The organism is uncultured Duncaniella sp. (assembly GCF_910578445.1).
GTDB lineage: Bacteria > Bacteroidota > Bacteroidia > Bacteroidales > Muribaculaceae > Duncaniella.
In genome coordinates this window covers 62,937-82,345 of sequence record NZ_CAJTQC010000003.1, presented here as the reverse complement: position 1 = coordinate 82,345, position 19,409 = coordinate 62,937, and the positions used below count along the sequence as shown (strand labels likewise).

The window sequence follows — 19,409 nt, the reverse complement described above, 5'->3', positions numbered from 1 at the left end:
TTTCACGTCTGTTTCTCATCCGTAACCTCTACCTATTTATAAGGCATTAAATATGTATGGTTTAAATGAACTTTATTCGAAGATTAATTATTAATTTTGTAGAGACTAACTATTTTTTGTCCGAATATGAAATTCAACAAACTGTTTATCATAGGAGCTGTCGCCTCTCTATGGCTCACTTGTGGCTGTGCAAGTCACAAGGATAGCGACCATCTTGTCATTCTCCATACCAATGACACCCATTCTGCCATCGATCCTGACCGCCATGACATGGGCGGAGTTGCCAGACGCAAGGTCCTGATTGACAGTGTGAGCGGCGAACACGAGAATGTAATGCTCATTGATGCCGGCGATGCCGTACAGGGGTCGCTCTACTACACCCTATTCGGCGGCGAAGTCGAGCGCAAACTGATGAATGCACTCGGCTACGACATCCAGATTCTCGGAAACCATGAGTTTGACAAGGGAATGGAACAGCTTGCCAAGGAATGGAAACAGCTGAATGCCAACCGCCTCAGCACCAATTACGATTTCACAGGCAGTGCGCTTGACGGAATGTTTGTCCCCGCTGTCATGCGTAAGGTCGGAGACAAGACCATCGGGTTTATCGGAATCAACCTTGACCCTGCAGGAATCGTCAGCGAAGAAAACTATAAGGGAGTCAAGTATATCGACGGCATCAAGGCTGCCAATGAAGAAGCTGCGCGTCTTAAAGCCGAAGGCGCAGACATGGTTATAGCCGTAACACATATTGGCTATGACAACGAACCGGGCTACAGCGATACGGACATCGCCCGCAATTCACGCGACATCGACATTATAATAGGTGGCCACTCCCACACCGTCGTCGATCCCAACGACACCCGCAGCGGAGTCCCGACATGGCGTATAGCGAATGCCGCCGGCGACACAATCTCAGTATTGCAGACCGGCTCAAGCGGCGTGAATCTCGGAGAAATAGACATTGACCTCAACACCAAGCAGGTGAAAGCACGCTTAATCCCCGTAGACAAACGACTTGATGACCGCACAGACCCGGCCATCGAGGAAATCATATCCCCCTACCGCCAGCAAGTTGCCGAAATGCGCTCAAAGGAAATCGGCTCATCGCCATTTGAATATGAGCGCAAGTCAAGCGAAATGCTCAACCTCCTGAGCGACTTCGTAAAAACACGCGGCTCGGAATTGTGTGGCAAACCTGTGGACCTCTCCATTATGAACAAGGGCGGAATCCGCAACAGTCTTGCTGCCGGGACTATTACTCAAGGCGAGGTCATTGACATCGCACCGTTCGACAATTCAATCGTTGTCATGGACATCAAAGGCAGCGACCTTCTTGAAAATTTCGGCATCATGGCCGCACAAGACGGCAATGGCGTGAGCGGAAACGTAAATGTCCTCTACGACCCGGCTACAAAAAAAATCAACAGCGCCACAATCGACGGCAAGCCAATCAACCCGGACAAGACATATCGTCTTGCTACCATTGACTACCTTGCTGCCGGAAATGACTATATGGAACCGCTGAAACGCGGAGTCATAATCTCGCGTAGCCCTGAGGTGCTCTATCAGATACTTATCGACTATATCGCAGCCGGGAAGCTCGACAATCTCCTTGCCAATCCCGACAAAACACAACGAATGAGAAGCTTCTAAAAGTATCGGATTATGAACGGATGGCTAACGGTCGGACTACTTGTCGTATCAAATATCTTCATGACTCTCGCTTGGTACGGGCAGCTGAAACTCTCTGAAATGAAGGTCATCTCCTCACATACACCCCTGATATGGATAATACTGGCATCATGGGGAGTAGCATTGCTTGAATATTGCTTTATGGTTCCGGCAAACCGCTACGGCTTCACTCAGAACGGCGGTCAGTTTTCACTGATACAGCTAAAGGTCATGCAGGAGGTGATATCCCTACTCGTATTCTCTGTGTTTGCAATCGTGCTTTTCAAAGGTGAATCCTTGCAATGGAACCACTTCCTTGCGTTCGGACTCCTCGTAGCAGCAGTCTATCTCGTCTTTATGGAATAAGCACAGAACTGTTCAAACAATAACTCATAAACATATCAGCACCCCGAAAGTCTGTTTTTACGACTTTCGGGGTGCTGATATGTTATTCATTATATAAATTCATCCGGCATGCCTTGCAATCAAACTCAACCCTGAGTCTCGTCTGTCCGCTGACGAGTGTCAATGGAGCTTTCCAATCTTTACCGCCTCCATCTTTCAGACATTTCCCGAGTTCTCGACGCAGACAATAGCGTGTGGTCATGACAGGTTCTCCGGCTTCACGCAATGGCCCTTTCGCTATTTCAATCGCAGGAACTATATTCTTAGCGCCATGTGAGATGTAGAACTCACGTGCAAGACGGTTTGCGACATTGTCATGTACGGTCAGGGACTCACCATAGGGCAAAGGCACGTCAAACTTCTCAGGCAAACGGTAGGTGTAGCGGTAGGTTGCTCTTGAAGCTCGCTCAAGAGCATCAAGACAGTCACGCCGTAAAGCTGTCAGGACGGATGCCGGGATAAAGAGGCTTCCTGCAAGGTCGACAATACGCCCGGCACGATAGGCCGTGCCTCCAAGTTTGTCAAGTATGCGGCGACGGGGCGCTTCCTGTGGAGTTACAGCATTATCAAGTGGCGGCACGCAGGCTGTCACTGCGGCTGAACACCCGCGCTCGTCGGTCATCTCAAGCGAAATCAGCTCAGGCCCGACAACGTGAAGAGCCATGTCAACAGAGAGCGTTCGCGAAGTCTTGGCAGCCTCAATGCTGTCATCAAAACTCTTGTCCCGGTTGCGATAAAGCACCGTTCCGGCCGGAATCGACTGAGGGGTTGCAGGGAAAAGCCTGTTACCGTCAACCCTGTTCAGACGGAAACCGTTGAACAGACCGGCAGCATTAAAATAACCAAGTCCGTCGCCATTGGCAAGATTCTCGCTAAGCCTTGCAGTGATGACCTTTGGCTTGCAGTCAGTCACTACTCCAACTTTAAGGCCTATAGCCTTAGGCGAAGAAATCGATGCCATTCCTTTGGCCGGAGCTTTCCCCGAAAGGAAATAAGGAGTAAACCCACGGTTGAAACTTTTGTCGAGCGATGGATTGAAACCGAGACGTACCGCACCGGCCGACTGACGCACATACCGGCCGTCACTCTCACTTACAAAACGGTCGAGAATACGGCTATAAGCACCAACCGTATTCTTCACATATACCTCGTCCTTCAGACGGCCCTCGATTTTAAAAGAGCTGACACCGGCATGAACCATGTCAGGAATAGCCGTCGAACGGTTGAGGTCGCGCAATGAAAGCAGATGCTTACCCCTGACAATGGCTCGACCCGTAGAATCAACAAGATCAAAAGGCAAGCGACAGATTTGCGCACATTCACCCCTGTTCGCACTCCGGCCGGTAGAAGCGAAACTTGCACGGCAATCGCCACTGTAGCTGACGCAAAGAGCACCGTGGATGAAAGCCTCAAGAGGAGTTCCGGGGACAGCAGCATGGATTTCTGATATTTCTTTCAGCGAGAGTTCACGCGCGAGAACAAGACGGGAGAAACCAACATCGGCGAGAAAACGGGCTTTGGCAACATCGCGGATGTCGCATTGCGTGCTGGCATGCAACTCAATCGGAGGAATATCCATGCGAAGGACAGCCATGTCCTGAACGATAAGCGCATCGACCCCTACACGGTATAATTCACGAATCAGCCGCTCGACCGATGCAAGCTCGCTGTCATAGATGACCGTATTGACCGTAGCAAAAATCTTTGCATTAAACTTATGGGCAAAATCGACTGCACGGGCAATATCATCAACCGAGTTGGCCGCGGCATGACGCGCACCATGACTCGATGCCCCTATATAGACTGCATCTGCCCCGGCACTTATAGCGGCAATGGCAATGTCGGCATTACGGGCAGGGGCAAGAAGTTCGAGAGGAGTTGCGGTTATTTTGCTCATAGTTATGGCTCATAAATGTTAAACAGAGTTAAAATCACGTAGTTATGATTAAACCTTCGGAGTTTTGTCGAGTCAAAAAGGCATACAACGTAATAGAATTAGCTTTTTGATTATATGCTCTGCGTCGGCTCGTGAAGAGTGGCGCAGGGCACTTTTTCTTTTCCGATTATACATTAACGTCGGAAGACGGCTGATTATTGTCGGAAAAACGAATAACACGGATACATCGAAATAAAAACCTCAGAAAAGATATTCACATCTAAATCGCATATCTTTTCTGAGGTTTTTTATTCTATGCCTACAGCTCACACTATAGTGCATCGAGAACCCTGACGGCCTCTATGCACATTCGTGAATTATGATATGGGCATTTCCAGAATCCGGCTTTGTCATCGGTGCGGTTGACAGAGCCGTCGACCGACCGTCGTGACCAGTGCCATTCGCCACCTTCGTTATCAACAATATTGTCTGCTATATATCGCCATGATTCATATGCCTTGTCAGCCTGCTCCGGAAGACCGTGGAAACGTGCAAGCCAAAGCTGCCCTATCACATTCTCTGCCTGCACCCACCAATGCTTGTCATTGTCGTAGTTTCCGGCCGGATGACGCTCATAGACCATCGACCCGTCATGACACCGACCCTGAAGTCCGGCGAAAGCGATGTGGAATGTGTGGTCGAGCGTCTTAGCAGTGAGGGCATCGTCCCCGACCACATGGGCGCTTTCAAGCAGCAGCCATGAGGCCTCGATGTCATGTCCATAACTTTCCGCACCCGGCTGCGCGTGCCAATCGTCATCGAAAAAAAGAGTCAGATGATGTGTCTTGCTGTCTTCAATCCTTTCAAGGAAAACATCGAGCAGATTGACAGTCGCTTCCTCAACACGGCCTATCTCGCCATCAATGCCGCTCTCTCCACGCGCCCGCTTTTCTTTGAGCGCACGAAGCAGATTGGTGTATCCTTCGAGAATATGGAGATGCGTATTCATTGTCTTTGACGCATTTGCATCATGATCGCTCAGACGCATGTCGGCTATGGGCAACCACTCCCGTGTAGTAGCCTCGATATATCCGTTTTTTTCCATGTCGCGCGAATGGTTCTCTATCGAATCGAACAGTTCAAGAGCCAACTGCAAAGCATCCTCATCACGACATGCGCGATAGTATTCGGCAAGGCCATAGATAATAAAAGCTATGGCATAAAACTGCTTCTTGGTGTCGAGCGGACTTCCGTCGGCATTCACACTCCAGTATGCCCCACCAAACTCACGGTCAATGAAATGGTCTCTGATATAGTCACAGGCACGAGTTGCCATTGCAAGATATTCAGGTTTTCCGGTCGCGATATATGCAGCAGAGAAACTCCATAGGATGCGGGCATTGAGTATCGCACCTTTGGGCGCTTCGACATAAAGAGAGTCGTTTCCGTCGCGACGGCCATAGAAACCTCCGCGCGGATCAGCCATTTTGTCCATCCAATAAGGAAGGATGTTTCGAGTCAGATTGTCAAGCAGTTCCTGACGAAATTTAGTTTTGTCCATTTACAACTGTCTTTAAACAGGTTCGACAAATTCATCTTTTGTTATAACCACAGGATTCTTACGCTGTTCGCGAAGGCGATCCACGATTTCATTCATTTCCTTAGTGCCAAGAGGATAAAGCCACACTATCAACATCGAAAGCAAGGCCACACCGGCAGGAATAAATGTCATCAGCATCCACAGACATGTAATCGCACTTTCAGGCTGCTGAATCGATAGCGATGCGTTTGCATCCGACCGCTCCACATAGCCGCAGGCACTGAGAAGCCACATGACAGAAGCACCGCCAATCGCACCGCCAAACTTCTGGGCCATAGATGCCGATGAGAAGATTAGCCCGGTAGATGCAGACTTGGTCTTCAGTTCGGAATAATCACTGACATCCGCATACATTGACCAGACGAGAGGTGACATGACTCCGGTCAGTACAGAAATCACAATCTGCAGAAGAAGCATCAGGAGCAATCCGGCATTCGTCGATGGAGAAAGCATAAAGAAAACGACACTGAACACAATCAGCAGCGCATCCACCATTATAAACGTTGGCTTTTTACCTACTTTTTTTGTAATCGGCACAGCCAATGCGACACCAATCATATTGGCAACCTCACCGACACCGAGGAAAAGGCCAGAATAGAAGAGCAGCGACAGTGAAAAAATCGCGATGTGCTGCTCACCACCGATAACATCGGCAAAGAAAAATGCCACTGTCGCTCCACGGACTGTGTTGAAAAGGTTGAAACATAGCGATGCTCCGTTGAGCAGCCACCACGGTTTGTTGGTCAGAAGTGCCTTGAGGTCATTGCCGAGAGACGCGGAACTTACGGTGGTCAACTGTTCGCGCGTGAATTTGAAACAGAGGAGGAAGAGAATGAAACAGCAGACTGCAATAACTATCATGGAGAACTGCCAGCTCGACTGAAGTGACATTCCGGCTTCGCCAGAGAAGAATTTACACAGAGGATCCCACGCAAAGAGGGCTATGAATGAACCGCCATAGGCGAAAAACATTCTGAAAGAAGAAAATACGGTCTTTTCCTGAGAATTATCAGTCATCACACCGAGCATCGCTCCATAGGGGACATTGATGCCGGTATAGACTGTCATCATCAGAATATAAGTGACATATGCCCACACAAGTTTCGCACCATACCCCCAGTCAGGAGTTGTGAAGAGCAGGATTCCGCAAATCGAAAACGGAGCGGCAACCCAAAGCAGATAAGGACGATATTTACCCCAGCGGGTCTTTGTACGGTCTGCGACAATTCCCATCATGGGGTCTGACACAGCATCCCAGATACGCGTCACGAGCAATAGTATTCCGGTGTCAACCAGACTTATGCCGAAAACATTGGCATAGAAGAACGGCAGATAGTAGCTGAAGACTTTCCAGAACATGGACGATGCCATGTCGCCGAAGCCATAGCCTATTTTTTCACTAATAGAAGCCATTTTTAGTTTTAGGATAAGGTTGTGTGTATTAAAATTAAGGATTTAATGGAGATAAAGCCCGCGACACTGCCATAATTCACAGTGCCGTGGGCTTTGGAAATCAAATTTCCTTCACTTCATTATTCAAATTATGCTTCATTTGTCAATAATCAGAAGATTCCTGTCAATCAACTCGTTGAGAGTCTTGACAGATTCTGAGGTCGAAAGGCCGTCCTGCGGAGTGTTGAGGCAGTAATCTACCAGACGGTCAACAGTCGAAGTAGCCACGTGCATACGTGTATCCGACGAAGCATAGTAGATAAACACCTTTCCATCCTCATCGGCAATCCAGCCGTTGGCAAACAGGACATTCATCACATCACCGATATATTCCTCTCCGACAGGCGCCATGAAGTAACCGCCGGGCGATGCAATCTTCTTCCAAGGTTCTTCAAGCGATGTCATGTAGAGATACAGCACATAGCGGAGTCCGGAGGCACAGCCTCTTACACCATGAGCCAAGTGAAGCCAGCCGCGTGAGGTCTTGATGGGGTGAGGACCTTCACCATTCTTGACTTCCTTGATGGTGTGATAATAACGCTTATCGATGATGATTTCGTCCTTTACTTCTGCGTTGGTAATATCGTCGACGAGCCCCCAGCCTATGCCACCGCCGCTTCCGGTGTCGATGAAACCATCCTGCGGACGAGTGTAGAGAGCATACTTGCCATTGACAAATTCAGGATGAAGCACAACGTTGCGCTGCTGCGACTTTGATTTGAGATCGGGAAGACGCTCCCAGTTGACAAGGTCGCGGGTGCGGGCAATACCGCATGCAGCTGTGGCTGCTGAAAGGTCGCCGGGCTTGGAATCATCATGGCGTTCAACACAGAAGAGGCCATACACCCATCCGTCCTCATGCTGAGTCAGACGCATGTCATAGACGTTGACCGCAGGATCATCCGTGTCGGGCATTGTGACCGGATGCGGCCAGAAACGGAAATTATCAATGCCGTTGGGACTCTCGGCGACAGCAAAAAACGACTTTCGGTCACTACCCTCGACGCGCACCATCAAAACGTATTTGCCATTCCATTTGATTGCGCCTGAATTAAGGGTGGCATTGCAACCGATGCGCTCCATGAAATATGGGTTTGTTTCAGGATTAAAGTCATATTTCCAATATGGAGGAACCATCTCGGCGGTTATGACAGGATTGACGTAACGCTCGTAGACACCATTGCCTTCAATCGGAGTATTGGGACGTGTCACCAATGTTTCGTAACGCGAAATTATAAGATTTTTACGGTGATTGAATATATCCATTTATTCAAGTATTAAGTACAAAGTTTTAAGTATTAAGTACAAAGCATCAAGCCTTGGAAAGATGACAAACCATGCTATTTGACGAAAATAGCATTGGATTTCTCTGCAAACTGCTTGAAGTCGGCTTCTGACTCATGACCGGGATATGGCACATAGAAATGCTGAGGTTTCTCGCTCTCAATGGCATTGCGCCATACACAGACATAGGCTATCGGTAGATTCTTTATGGCAGGGAGCAATACGGTCGTGTACCAATCGCTGTCGCCAAGCCCTTCAAGCCCGGTTTCGGTAAATGCGGCAATCTTACCTCTATTCCGTGCCTCTTCAATCACGTAGGGCAACTGCGAGCTGATTCGTGCGGCATATTCTTCTGCTCCATTCTCGGCATCGAACTGATAGATGTCAGTGCCGAGAATGTCAACATACTCATCACCGGGATAAGTCGAGAAATATTGTTCGCGTGTAAGATCCTTGTCTGGAGAATAGGCCCACACAACATTGTCGACACCGATTGAATCAAACACCTGCCGAGTTCGACGCCACAGATTTTTGTATTGCTCGGGAGATCCGTGTTCAGCACCCCACCAGAACCAAGAACCGGAATTCTCATGCCATGGACGGAATATCACCGGAATAGAAACGCCATCCGAATCACGCAAAGCCCCGATAAACTTAGCAACACGGGCAATCCAGACATCCATCGTATCCGAGAGTGCCTTGTCGGTTTCCAAATTTCTGAGCGGAGCTTTACTCACGTCCCACGAACCACCATTGCTCATCGGATTGAGAGCATGCCAGCTTATCGCATTTACACCTCCACGCGCATACTGTTTAGCAATTTCAGATGCAATGAAGTCGAACGGAACACCATCAAGATTACGAACCGAATCAACCTCAATCAAGCCAAGATCCCAGCTCATAAGTCCCGGATATGCCCCGACTACAGATTTCACATCGGATGCGCCATCCGCATATTGCCACGTATGGCCATAGGCAGTATCGTCGTGATGTCCGAAATAAAAACGGCCGCTACGACTTACGGAGTCCAGTTGTGCAATCAAGGCCTGCGCGGGCGTAGCAGAAACGTCATCAGCACGGTCTTCCGTGACAGATTTAGCGTTTCCACAGCCAACAAGTGCAAGCACTGCCGACATCTTTATCCATGAAGCATAATTCATAAATTAAATATCTTATTTTTTCGTAAATAACTTTTAAATTAGACGCAGGCTGTTTGCCAAGAGCAACCCATACGCCAATTCTATTTTCTATTTCACTGTCACTGAAGTGTAACCTCAACCCTGCAAACCGAACCTTCAGGCTGCATCGGTACGATATTACCCTCCACGGCCGAGCCATTGACAGAAATCTGCTTAACGCCACGGCAGAGATGTGAAGGATTCTTGATTTCTATCTCATATTCAGCGCCACGGAATTTACGTGAAACTTTAAACCCATCCCATGAAGCAGGAATACAAGGATTGATTTCCAGTCCGTCGTAGGTCGGTTTGATGCCGAGAATAAACTGAGTAATCGCATACCAGTTCCATGCCGCAGTTCCCGTGAGCCATGAGTTTTTAGCCTCACCCGGTTTGGCAGCGTCTTTTCCGGCTGTCATCTGACAGTAGACATACGGCTCAACCTTATGGAGATCGCTTTTCTCTTCAAGATATGCCGGGCAGATCTTCTGATAGTATTCCCAAGCCCGGTCACCACGGCCAAGCACAGTCTCGCCTATTATTACCCACGGGTTATTGTGAGCAAAGATACCGGCGTTTTCCTTATATCCCGCAGGATAGGTGGAAATTTCGCCATATTCCATGACATATTCCGTAAACGCAGGGTTATTCAGGACAATCCCATGCTCGCAATCGAGATACTTTTTCACAGAGTCAAGCGACTTTTCAACAAGGCCTTCCTCAAGACCGATTCCGGCCATCGTACACCATCCCTGCGACTCAATGAAAATCTTTCCCTCCTTGTTTTCCTTTGATCCAACTTTCCGTCCAAAGAAATCGTAGGCTCTGAGAAACCATTCGCCATCCCAGCCATAAGCCTTGACGGCTTCAATCATCTCATCTACATGTTTCTGCGCACGGTCGGCCTCTTCGTCGTGGCCGAGACGGCGGCAAAGCTCTACGTAGTCATGCCCGTAGATGACGAATTGTCCTGCAATCATGAGAGATTCGGCCTGAGAACCTTCCGACTTGTTTTCTGTGGTCTGGAAAGATTCATTGGGGTCATTTGAGAAGCAATTCAGATTAAGACAGTCATTCCAGTCAGCACGTCCGATAAGCGGCAGTCCGTGAGGCCCGAGATTGTCCACTACATGATCAAACGATACTTTCAGATGTTCGAAAAGCGACACTTCCGACCCCTTCTGATTGTCGAATGGCACAGGTTCTTCAAGAATCGAGAAGTCGCCTGTTTCCTTGAGATAGGCAATCGTACCGAAAATCAGCCACATCGGGTCGTCGTTGAAACCGCCACCGATGTCATTGTTGCCACGCTTGGTGAGAGGCTGATACTGATGGTAGCATCCACCGTCGGGGAACTGAGTGGAGGCAATGTCGATGATGCGTTCACGAGCCCGCTGAGGAATCTGATGTACAAAACCGACGAGATCCTGATTCGAATCGCGGAAACCCATGCCACGTCCGATACCACTCTCGAAGAATGATGCCGAGCGCGAGAAGCAGAATGTAATCATACATTGGTATTGATTCCAGATGTTGACCATGCGGTCAAGGCGTGAGTCGCCCGAAGAGAGAGAGAAGCGGCCAAGAAGGTTGTCCCAGTACTCACGCAACTCACCGAATGCCTTGTCCACTTTTTCAGGAGTGTCAAATTCGGCAATCATCCTGCGGGCACGGGTTTTGTCAATCACCCCTTTTGACTCCCACTTCTCATCCTGAGGATTCTCGACGTAGCCGAGCATAAACACATAGTCGCGGCTCTCGCCGGGAGCAAGGGTGATTTCAAGATAGTGGGAAGCGATTGGCGACCATCCGTGAGCGACAGAGTTGCGCGGACGCCCTTCAATCACAGCCTCAGGTTCGTCAAACCCGTTGTAGAGACCGATGAAAGTCTCTCGGTCAGTGTCGAAACCGTCGACCGGAGTGTTGACCGTGTAAAAGGCGTAGTGGTTGCGACGCTCCTTATACTCGGTTTTATGATAGATGGTCGAGCCGTCAATCTCGACCTCTCCTGTCGAAAAGTTTCGTTGGAAATTCTCCATATCAGTGGCAGCATTCCAAAGACACCATTCAATGAACGAAAAAAGTTTGACCGATTTCGGCCGGTCAGTATTGTTGGTCAAAGTCAGTTTCGCAATCTCGGCATGAGTGTCAAGCGGAACAAAGAAAAGGACACGCGCCTCAAGTCCGTTTTTCGCACCTTTAATCACAGTATAGTTCATACCGTGACGGCATTCATAGGAATCAAGCGGTGTTTTGGTAGGCTTCCATCCGGGATTCCAGATAGTGTCACCATCTTTAATATAGAAATAACGGCCACCGGCATCCATTGGAACACCGTTGTAGCGATAACGGGTCAGACGGCGGAACTTAGCATCTTTATAGAAACTATAGCCTCCGGCCGAGTTTGAAATTAGAGAGAAAAAATCTTTATTGCCGAGATAGTTAATCCAAGGCCACGGAGTGCGTGGTTCGGTGATAACATACTCACGTGATTTGTCATCAAAATAGCCGTATTTCATAATCAGGATTCTAAGTAAGTTCAGTTAGTAAATCAAGTTGAAAATGATTTACAAATTTAGCGAAAAGTGTTCGGTGACGGGTTGACAGGTAAGGCTCAAAGAATGACAGGATGGTATCAATATGTTTCCGATATGTAACTGGTTTGATACCATCCTGTATGTCATAACTTATCTGAGATTAAATTCGCCCTGATTGAGGACACGCGGGTTGTTGAGCACGGTGCTCCACTCTCCGTTGGTATTCCACTCGATGAATGCAGGACCGTTGTCGTTCTGCTCATACCATCCCATGAAGAAACTCCAGAGAGCGCCGTCATTGAAAGCAGCGTCAACATCGAGAAGGTTGCCGCATTCAGAAAGAGCCACAAGCTTCTTGCCTCCGACGAGATTGTAGAGAAGATCGAACTGGGCTGTCTGAGCTGTCAGCGGCTCAACATAGAGATCCGCACCTACGATGTCGACAAGTGCGTCGCCGGGATAAGCAGCTTGAAGCTTTGAGATATCGGCAAGCTTTCCTTCGTCGGAAGTCTGTACGGTCCATACCCAGATAAGGTTATTGAGACCATATTGATTAGTCAGCTTGTCATAGAGCCATGACCAAAGCTGCTTGGTGGTCTCGACACCTGAGTTACCCCACCAGAACCATGAGCCCCAAGTGTAGTCACCGGCTGCTTCGTGGAACGGACGGAAAAGCACAGGAATCTTTGCATCACGGAGCAAAGTCATGTAACCGGCAAGCTTCTCAACATCGGCGAGGGCTACCTGATTTTCCCATGAACCGTCGACAAGCACGTTGGCTGCATTGAACACCTCCGAACTTGCATCATAACCGGTGTCCCCGCCGGCAGGAATGGTGATAGAGACCTCTGTCACTGTGTAGTCATGACCACCCACAATGAAACCGTTGTTGCGGACTTCCGTAGCCATGTCGGCAGTAAGCGACACGGTATAATCACCGGTAATTTCAAAGTAATCCAACTCAGGAGTAAGACCACTCCAACCACTGTTCTTTATCGAACCTTGCGCTCCTGCGCCGACATCCTTGGTCTTTACCGAAATAACTGCACCGGCAACAACATTTGAAAGCAATTGCTTGGCATTATCGTCGGTCAACTGGACATTCCCTGTCCAATCAGAGGGCATAACCACTTCACCGGTCCACAGGCTGACAGTTCCGGGCTTGTTCTTAGGAACGTTCCAGTGCCATGTCACCGCAGGGATGCTTCCGGCGTTCCAGACTGTCTGTACGGGCGTAATGTCTCCGTAGTCAATCCAGTTTGAGGGAGAGGAGGCAAGATGTATGTAGTCAAAACCTACGATTGCAGGGAATTTACCTGACTCGGCTTTGATGAGGTCGCAGAAACCTGTTCCCCATGCCACTTCACCCATAGCACCCGAAAGCTGGCTGTGACTGTAGTTATCGACCAGCATGGCATAGACAGCCTTTGCTTCGGGAGTAGCATTTGGATTGATGAGCGACTGGGCAAGAAGATTCTTGTTGATACCGGTCTTGGTGTCGAAACTGATTGTAAGTTCCTTGGCCATGACGGTCTTATCGTCAGAGCGATAGACAGCACCCTCGGGGATTATGAGCGTGTAGTCCTGATAGGGCTGGAGGTCAAGGGCTATTATAAGCTGCATTCCATTGAGCGGATTGACCACGGCATTGACCACCGGAGATCCGTTAATAGTTATAGCCTTGTCCTTGTCAAGACCCACGAGGTTGTTGTAGTCGACAGTGATACCTGAAAGCGCCTCTGCCCTCACCGATGCACCGTCGGCAAGCGATACGGAGCGGGTCACCATAGGCAGGTCGTCCATCGGGCCGTAGCTGTCGTCATCGTCACACGCAGTCATGGCAAATCCCACCAGAGCTGCGGCAAACATATATTTGTACTTGTTCATCAGTATTATTGGTTTTAAATGTTCGGATTCCCGGCATACGAGAGTCTATCACCCGCATGCCGGTTTTCCTGAAGCTTTTTTTACTCAATTGTAATCTTGTTGAGATGGTATTCACTGCCGGTAATGACCAGACCGCCTTCTGCAACGAGGTCAGCGATTAGATCAGCAGTCAGAACAACTTCGAGCGGACTCGCGGGATTGTCGTACTGCGCTGGAATCGGGGCAGGAAGATTGCCCCAGCCGTTTCCGTGACGAAGCGACAGACACCACCATTCACCTTCAGCAACAGTCGGAGTGGTGTACAGGCGCAGAATCTGACCCGGCTTGACTGTCGACCAGTCATAGCCACCCCAAGCGAGGTCCTGATTGCCACCCCAGCCTGAGCAGGTCCATCCGGCTTCCCATATAGTGGTTTCAAGAGATATTTCCCATTCTATTGTCACTTTGTTGAGTACAAATTCTGATCCTGTGATGACAAGGCCGTTGTGCTCGATGATGTCTTTGAGGACATCTGCCGTCAGTGTCACTGATAAGACACCGTTTTCAGGATTGTCATACTGCCCGGGAATCGGCTCTGGAAGATTGCCCCAGCCGTCAGCATGGCGGAGTGACACACACCACCAGCCACCATCAGCAACAGTCGGAGTCATGTAGAGTGTAAGCGTTGCACCTGCGGGAACCTGCGACCAGTCATAACCGCCCCATGCAAGATCCTGATTACCACCCCAACCTGTATTTTCCCATATACCTGACCAAATGGTCAGGCCTACGTGTGTAGCCGGGATTACGGCAATATCATACGAAATCGAACCGTTTGAAGACAAGAGTGTGAAAACCGAGTTTTTACCGGCCGATTCAGGCACTTGGATGATAAGGCGCTCTCCGTTAAGAATATACTGCACGTCAACGCCATTGACCTTAACGCCTGTGAGTTTGTCGGCATTGGCGATGGAAATCACGAAGGTCTCGCCTGCATGAATCTCCACATCCTCACCGGGAAGCAAGGTAGCATAGGCACATTCAGGGGCTGAAAGCTCGGCATTTCCTGCCTCTACAGTTTCTCCGTTGGTAAGAGTCAGCTCAATGGCATTTGCTCCGGCAGAAAGCGTAGCGGGCACTTCGACAGTGAACTCAGTCGAAGTCGGATTCTGAACCTCGACAGTAGCAGCACCTCCAAACGAAATGGATGCCACATTCTGAAGATTACGTCCCTTGACTGTCATCTTACCGGCAAGCGCTGCAGGCTGCGGCTCAAAGCTTACGGCTTCGGGCTTAAGCGTAACAACCGCTACCTCAACTTTAGCTCCTGAAGCCGTGTTGAGCACAAGATTGCCGCTCTGTGTCCCTTCGGGAGCAACCACAGTCAATTCGGTTGCAGATACGTTTTCAGGCTTGACCGCGTCAGCGACATTCGGGAAAACGACATCAGTGACAAGTTCCATGTTGAGACCTTTGAGTTTGATAACGTCACCGGCCCAAATGTCAGTCGCAGGCTCGGCCACTACATCCTCGGGCACTGCGACACCGATAGTGGCAACCGCAACCTCGACTCCCGAAGCAGGAACCATGCGGATAGTTCCGTCAGAGACATTTGCGGGAAGGACAAATTTAAGCTCATCGCCTCCGTCATTGACAGAAAATTTGACCTCATCACCGTTAGGCATCACGACCTTCTTCACGAGATCAAGATCCTTACCCTTCACAGTCACGTCATCGCCGGGCTTAGCCTTAGTGAGATCAAGCACCTTGTCGACAGACGGCAAAATTACGGAAAGATCGTCGTCAGAATAAATCCAGTTAGGCATATCTGCAGCATCACTGAGAATTATTTTGCCGGTCTGTGCCTCAGCTGGAACAGCCAGCTTGATTTCATAACGGCTGTGGGCGAGGAAAGCCTCTTCAGGAACAGAAATATCATCATTGAAGATTATCTCATGGATGAGATTGAGATAATCACCTTTGACTGTAATTTCATCACCGGCCTTGACAGTGAGAGGCGCAATGCTTTCAAGCGTGATAGGCTCTGTGAATGTCAGCAGGGTCTTGGTGGTAATGTCTCCTTTTGCATGATGGAGCACCACATGACCGGGCTCGGCGTTCTGAGGGACTATGATGCGGATTTCATTATCTGAAACCACATTAATATCCGTGATGTCACCACTGCCGGGAATAGTGATTGACTGAATCTGCTTCAGACCTGAACCGAGGAAACGGAGCTCGCCGCCACGTGCCACGGGACTTGGTCCGAACACATTGAGTGTAACGCCACCTACATACTGCTGTGTACTGAAGTCATCATCGTCATTGCAGGACGTGAAAGTGACTCCCGACATCAGCATCAGGCCTGCCATTACGGCAGCCGTGAGTTTATTTAATGTTTTCATTGGTTAAATTCAGACGATTAGATGATTATTCAATAGGAACGATACGGATATTGTCGAGGCATATCACCGGTGCGCAGTCTGTACCTGCCACACCGCCGTGCCAAACGAAAAGCGTAAGGCCATCGAAATTCGACACGTTCAGCTTGCTGCCTGACGAACCTCCTTCGTGAGTATAGGTAAACGTATTGAGAGGCATTGTCACAGTCTGCCATTTACCTTCTGTGGTAAACGAGCCGGTCGACTGCCACGGATTCCATAGTCCACGAGTAAAGGTGGCATCGCTATAGTAGGCATTCGTACCTGTCGAATAGTCAACCATCGAAGATGGTGTAAACATCACCTGCAGCGCGGCAGACTGCCACGGGTTTGAAGCAGGAACGAAACATTCGAATTTCAGCTGTAGGTTGTCAACACTATAATCGGCAAGCATCTTTGCAAAATCAGGCATATCCTTCAGACATGGGAAACCTGCCGCGGGTTCAGGCCAGTAGTTCATACAGAACTGATCTTCTGCCCATGTTGCGCCAATCTCACCAAGCATGTCTGCGCCGCCGAAATAAAGATAGTTACCGTCAATAGCCTCGATGTCGGCATCAGCACCCGGCTCATGAACCACGCCGTTACGCCATCCGTGACCTGTCGCAAGTCCACCGTGTGAACCATCCCAGTCAAACAGGATATTACGGTTGTCGCGGAACTGGAATGCCGAACGACCTGAGCCATAGATGGTATTGACAGTGATATATCCCACCGGAGCATCCTCGGGAATGACAAAATTAATAGCAGTCTTAGTAATCGACGTAATGTTTTCAGCCGGGACGGCAACATTACCAGCCATTGATATTGACAACGGGACGTTGGGGTCATCAATGAAATAATCGCCATATACAGTCACCTCGCTTCCGGCATGAGCATATTCGCACGACATGGAGCGTACAGACGGACCGGGAACAAGAATATTGAAATCATACTCTACCGTATCTCCGTCCTTGGTCTTCATGTATATCTTGTTGGTAACAACCTCAGGAATATTACCGGGGACAGACACAAGGAGAGTATGGTCAGTGATATAGCTCGTGTTCAACACCGCCTTCTGGTCATTGAAATAGAGTTCATGAATCGAAGTAAGGTTGTCACCGACGAGACATACCAGATTGTCAAGATAAGCACCTGTAAGCAGCGAATCGGATGCAGCAGCTCCTGCAGGACGGATATATTTCACCACAGGTTTGCCGGAAGTCAGCTCGAACTTGTCAGGCTGATCCTCACATGAGACGGCTGTAACACCAAGCGCAATGGCCGCCATGCCGAGAATCCATTTGTTATTGAATATATTTTTCATTTTCTTACATTCAGGTTAAGAGATTAGTAGGCATAGAGTTCACGTACATCCTCATGAATAGGATCAGCGAGAAGATTCTTGTTAAGCGCGATATCTGTTGTCGGGAACGGCAGAGTGAAACTCGAAGCTGTCACGTTGGGAGCTTTAGTCGTGGTATCGTAGCCGGCCTCACCGGAATCGCCCGATTCAGCAGCTTTTGAAATATCCCATACACCATTTTCATAGTAGTATTTGAAAAGCGCGTTGAGATTCCAGTATGAGTTGCGACGCTGGCTGACAAGCTCGTTGATTGCACGCGGTGTATCGAAGTAAGCAAGACGCACATAGTCATACCAGCGGTCACCTTCTCCTGCAAATTCAAGGCGACGTTCTTTCCAGACGTCATCAAACGTAATCGAAGTATAGGGAGTAGTTCCGGGGATAGCTCGTCCGCGCACTGCATTGAACGCAGCAAGGGCATCAGCGTTTGAAGTCGAACCATTGTTTCCAACCATCGCTTCAGCATAAATCAGATAGACATCGCTAAGACGAAGGATGTGTGTGGCAAGCTGATTGAACATATTACCGGCCGAAACGCCTGTCGCAGCCTCGTGATCGGCGTTGTTGCCATAGAGATGCTTGACATTGTAAGCTCCTGTCGGTGACTGCCATTCACCGGGACCACCTTTGCCATAATTCTCGGTATCGTAGCTGAAACGGAGCGGATCGAAACCACCTTTATTAGTCCAGAAATATTCATAATGGTCACCCGGAAGCATCATGACAGCCTTGCGACGCGTATCCGTGTCGATGCGGTTGGCCGGATTTGTATTGATGACATCAATACCAAAAGCATCCTGAAGGTCGACCGACGGACCGCCGTAACCACCCCAGCAATCACCGAATTCATCAAATCCCACAGGAGCAAGGTCGCTCTGAAGTGTGTTTTGCTGAGTCCAAGGATCGCGACCGGCGCTCCAGCGCCATGCAATCAGCGATTCCTCACTCTCGTTGTTCTGCAGACGGAACACATCAGAATAGACCGGCAGAAGCTTACGTCCGGAATTGTCTATAACATCCTTTGCAAACTTTGCTGCCATATCAAGGTCAGACTGATTGCGAGAACCGCTCATTCCAAGACCGGAACGTGTAAGATAGACTTTCGACAATAAGGCTTCGGCGCAATAGTAGTCAATACGACCCTTCGCGGCGCTTTTGGGCAGAAGTTCGAGAGCTTTTTCAAGTGTCATGATTATGTATTCATAGACATCAGCTCTCTGCACTTTGAACTTCGAGCTATAGGTTCCGGCTGCGATTTCGGCAGAGTTGTCGTGGATAATAGGCACATCGCCGAAAGTGCGGACAAGATAGAAATAGGCCATAGCCTTCCATGTCAGACATTCGCCACGGGTATAATTCTTCACCTCCTCACTTGGACCTGAAGACTCACCTATATATTTATAGACGGTGTTGGCGTGTCCGATGGCAGCCCAGAGCGAAGACGACATATTGACAAGGTCTTCGTCTGTTCCGTTGATTGTAAATGTCAGATAAGGAGAACTGCCCCAGTACATGTTGCCCGACAGAACCTCACCGACCTTGATGAATCCGCGCTGGAAGTCATACCATGGCGAATTATACAGGTAGTTGACACCCTGATAGCACTGTTCGTCATTCTGATAGAAGTTGCCGGCATTGTAGTTGTCCTCGGCAGGACGATTGAGAAAATCCTCACACGATGTAAGGCCAATCCCAAGTGCTGCCACGGCAACTATATGTATATACGTATTTAGCGTGTTGATTAATTTCAT

The 19,409-nt window shown here is 49.1% G+C and carries 12 protein-coding genes; 2 read left to right on the top strand and 10 right to left on the bottom strand.

All coding sequences use genetic code 11. From position 1 onward, the window contains the following. Positions 1–126: 126 nt before the first annotated feature. A complete protein-coding gene (locus tag QZ311_RS02765) occupies positions 127–1,656 on the top strand; it encodes a bifunctional UDP-sugar hydrolase/5'-nucleotidase (RefSeq protein ID WP_297063639.1) in 1,530 nt (509 codons plus the stop codon). Positions 1,657–1,668: 12 nt separating this feature from the next. After that, on the top strand, positions 1,669–2,040 hold the full coding sequence (locus QZ311_RS02760; RefSeq protein WP_297063636.1) for a DMT family protein: 372 nt from the start codon (positions 1,669–1,671) through the stop codon (positions 2,038–2,040). Positions 2,041–2,122: 82 nt separating this feature from the next. On the opposite strand, the gene QZ311_RS02755 is transcribed toward QZ311_RS02760, so the two are convergent. The 10 genes from QZ311_RS02755 to QZ311_RS02710 all read right to left on the bottom strand — a co-directional run bounded on the left by QZ311_RS02755 (position 2,123) and on the right by QZ311_RS02710 (position 19,409). Then, positions 2,123–3,976, bottom strand: coding sequence for a U32 family peptidase (locus QZ311_RS02755; RefSeq protein WP_297063634.1), 1,854 nt, complete (start codon positions 3,974–3,976; stop codon positions 2,123–2,125). A gap of 310 nt (positions 3,977–4,286) precedes the next feature. Continuing rightward, positions 4,287–5,516, bottom strand: a complete 1,230-nt coding sequence (locus QZ311_RS02750; protein ID WP_297063633.1) for an AGE family epimerase/isomerase — start codon at positions 5,514–5,516, stop codon at positions 4,287–4,289. A 12-nt stretch (positions 5,517–5,528) separates the two neighbouring features. After that, positions 5,529–6,968, bottom strand: a complete 1,440-nt coding sequence (locus QZ311_RS02745) for an MFS transporter (protein WP_297063631.1) — start codon at positions 6,966–6,968, stop codon at positions 5,529–5,531. A 135-nt stretch (positions 6,969–7,103) separates the two neighbouring features. Next, positions 7,104–8,273: a glycosidase gene (locus QZ311_RS02740; RefSeq protein ID WP_297063630.1), complete on the bottom strand. Its 1,170-nt coding sequence runs from the start codon at positions 8,271–8,273 to the stop codon at positions 7,104–7,106. A 74-nt stretch (positions 8,274–8,347) separates the two neighbouring features. Then, on the bottom strand, positions 8,348–9,451 hold the full coding sequence (locus QZ311_RS02735) for a glycosyl hydrolase (RefSeq protein ID WP_297063628.1): 1,104 nt from the start codon (positions 9,449–9,451) through the stop codon (positions 8,348–8,350). A gap of 98 nt (positions 9,452–9,549) precedes the next feature. Further along, on the bottom strand, positions 9,550–11,997 hold the full coding sequence (locus QZ311_RS02730) for a glycosyl transferase (RefSeq protein ID WP_297063809.1): 2,448 nt from the start codon (positions 11,995–11,997) through the stop codon (positions 9,550–9,552). A 159-nt stretch (positions 11,998–12,156) separates the two neighbouring features. After that, on the bottom strand, positions 12,157–13,893 hold the full coding sequence (locus QZ311_RS02725) for a glycosyl hydrolase (RefSeq protein WP_297063626.1): 1,737 nt from the start codon (positions 13,891–13,893) through the stop codon (positions 12,157–12,159). 80 nt (positions 13,894–13,973) lie between these two features. Beyond that, positions 13,974–16,277: a hypothetical protein gene (locus QZ311_RS02720; protein WP_297063624.1), complete on the bottom strand. Its 2,304-nt coding sequence runs from the start codon at positions 16,275–16,277 to the stop codon at positions 13,974–13,976. 25 nt (positions 16,278–16,302) lie between these two features. After that, positions 16,303–17,619: a glycan-binding surface protein gene (locus QZ311_RS02715; RefSeq protein ID WP_297063622.1), complete on the bottom strand. Its 1,317-nt coding sequence runs from the start codon at positions 17,617–17,619 to the stop codon at positions 16,303–16,305. A 23-nt stretch (positions 17,620–17,642) separates the two neighbouring features. Continuing rightward, the gene (locus QZ311_RS02710; protein WP_297063620.1) at positions 17,643–19,409 is read right to left on the bottom strand and encodes a RagB/SusD family nutrient uptake outer membrane protein; all 1,767 of its coding nucleotides are present in this window, start codon (positions 19,407–19,409) and stop codon (positions 17,643–17,645) included.

Excerpts from the sequence above, each read along its gene's own strand:
- QZ311_RS02765 (WP_297063639.1), top strand. The coding sequence starts at position 127 with ATGAAATTCAACAAACTGTTTATCATAGGAGCTGTCGCCTCTCTATGG.
- QZ311_RS02760 (WP_297063636.1), top strand. The coding sequence starts at position 1,669 with ATGAACGGATGGCTAACGGTCGGACTACTTGTCGTATCAAATATCTTC.
- QZ311_RS02755 (WP_297063634.1), bottom strand. The coding sequence starts at position 3,976 with ATGAGCAAAATAACCGCAACTCCTCTCGAACTTCTTGCCCCTGCCCGT.
- QZ311_RS02750 (WP_297063633.1), bottom strand. The coding sequence starts at position 5,516 with ATGGACAAAACTAAATTTCGTCAGGAACTGCTTGACAATCTGACTCGA.
- QZ311_RS02745 (WP_297063631.1), bottom strand. The coding sequence starts at position 6,968 with ATGGCTTCTATTAGTGAAAAAATAGGCTATGGCTTCGGCGACATGGCA.
- QZ311_RS02740 (WP_297063630.1), bottom strand. The coding sequence starts at position 8,273 with ATGGATATATTCAATCACCGTAAAAATCTTATAATTTCGCGTTACGAA.
- QZ311_RS02735 (WP_297063628.1), bottom strand. The coding sequence starts at position 9,451 with ATGAATTATGCTTCATGGATAAAGATGTCGGCAGTGCTTGCACTTGTT.
- QZ311_RS02725 (WP_297063626.1), bottom strand. The coding sequence starts at position 13,893 with ATGAACAAGTACAAATATATGTTTGCCGCAGCTCTGGTGGGATTTGCC.
- QZ311_RS02720 (WP_297063624.1), bottom strand. The coding sequence starts at position 16,277 with ATGAAAACATTAAATAAACTCACGGCTGCCGTAATGGCAGGCCTGATG.
- QZ311_RS02715 (WP_297063622.1), bottom strand. The coding sequence starts at position 17,619 with ATGAAAAATATATTCAATAACAAATGGATTCTCGGCATGGCGGCCATT.
- QZ311_RS02710 (WP_297063620.1), bottom strand. The coding sequence starts at position 19,409 with ATGAAATTAATCAACACGCTAAATACGTATATACATATAGTTGCCGTG.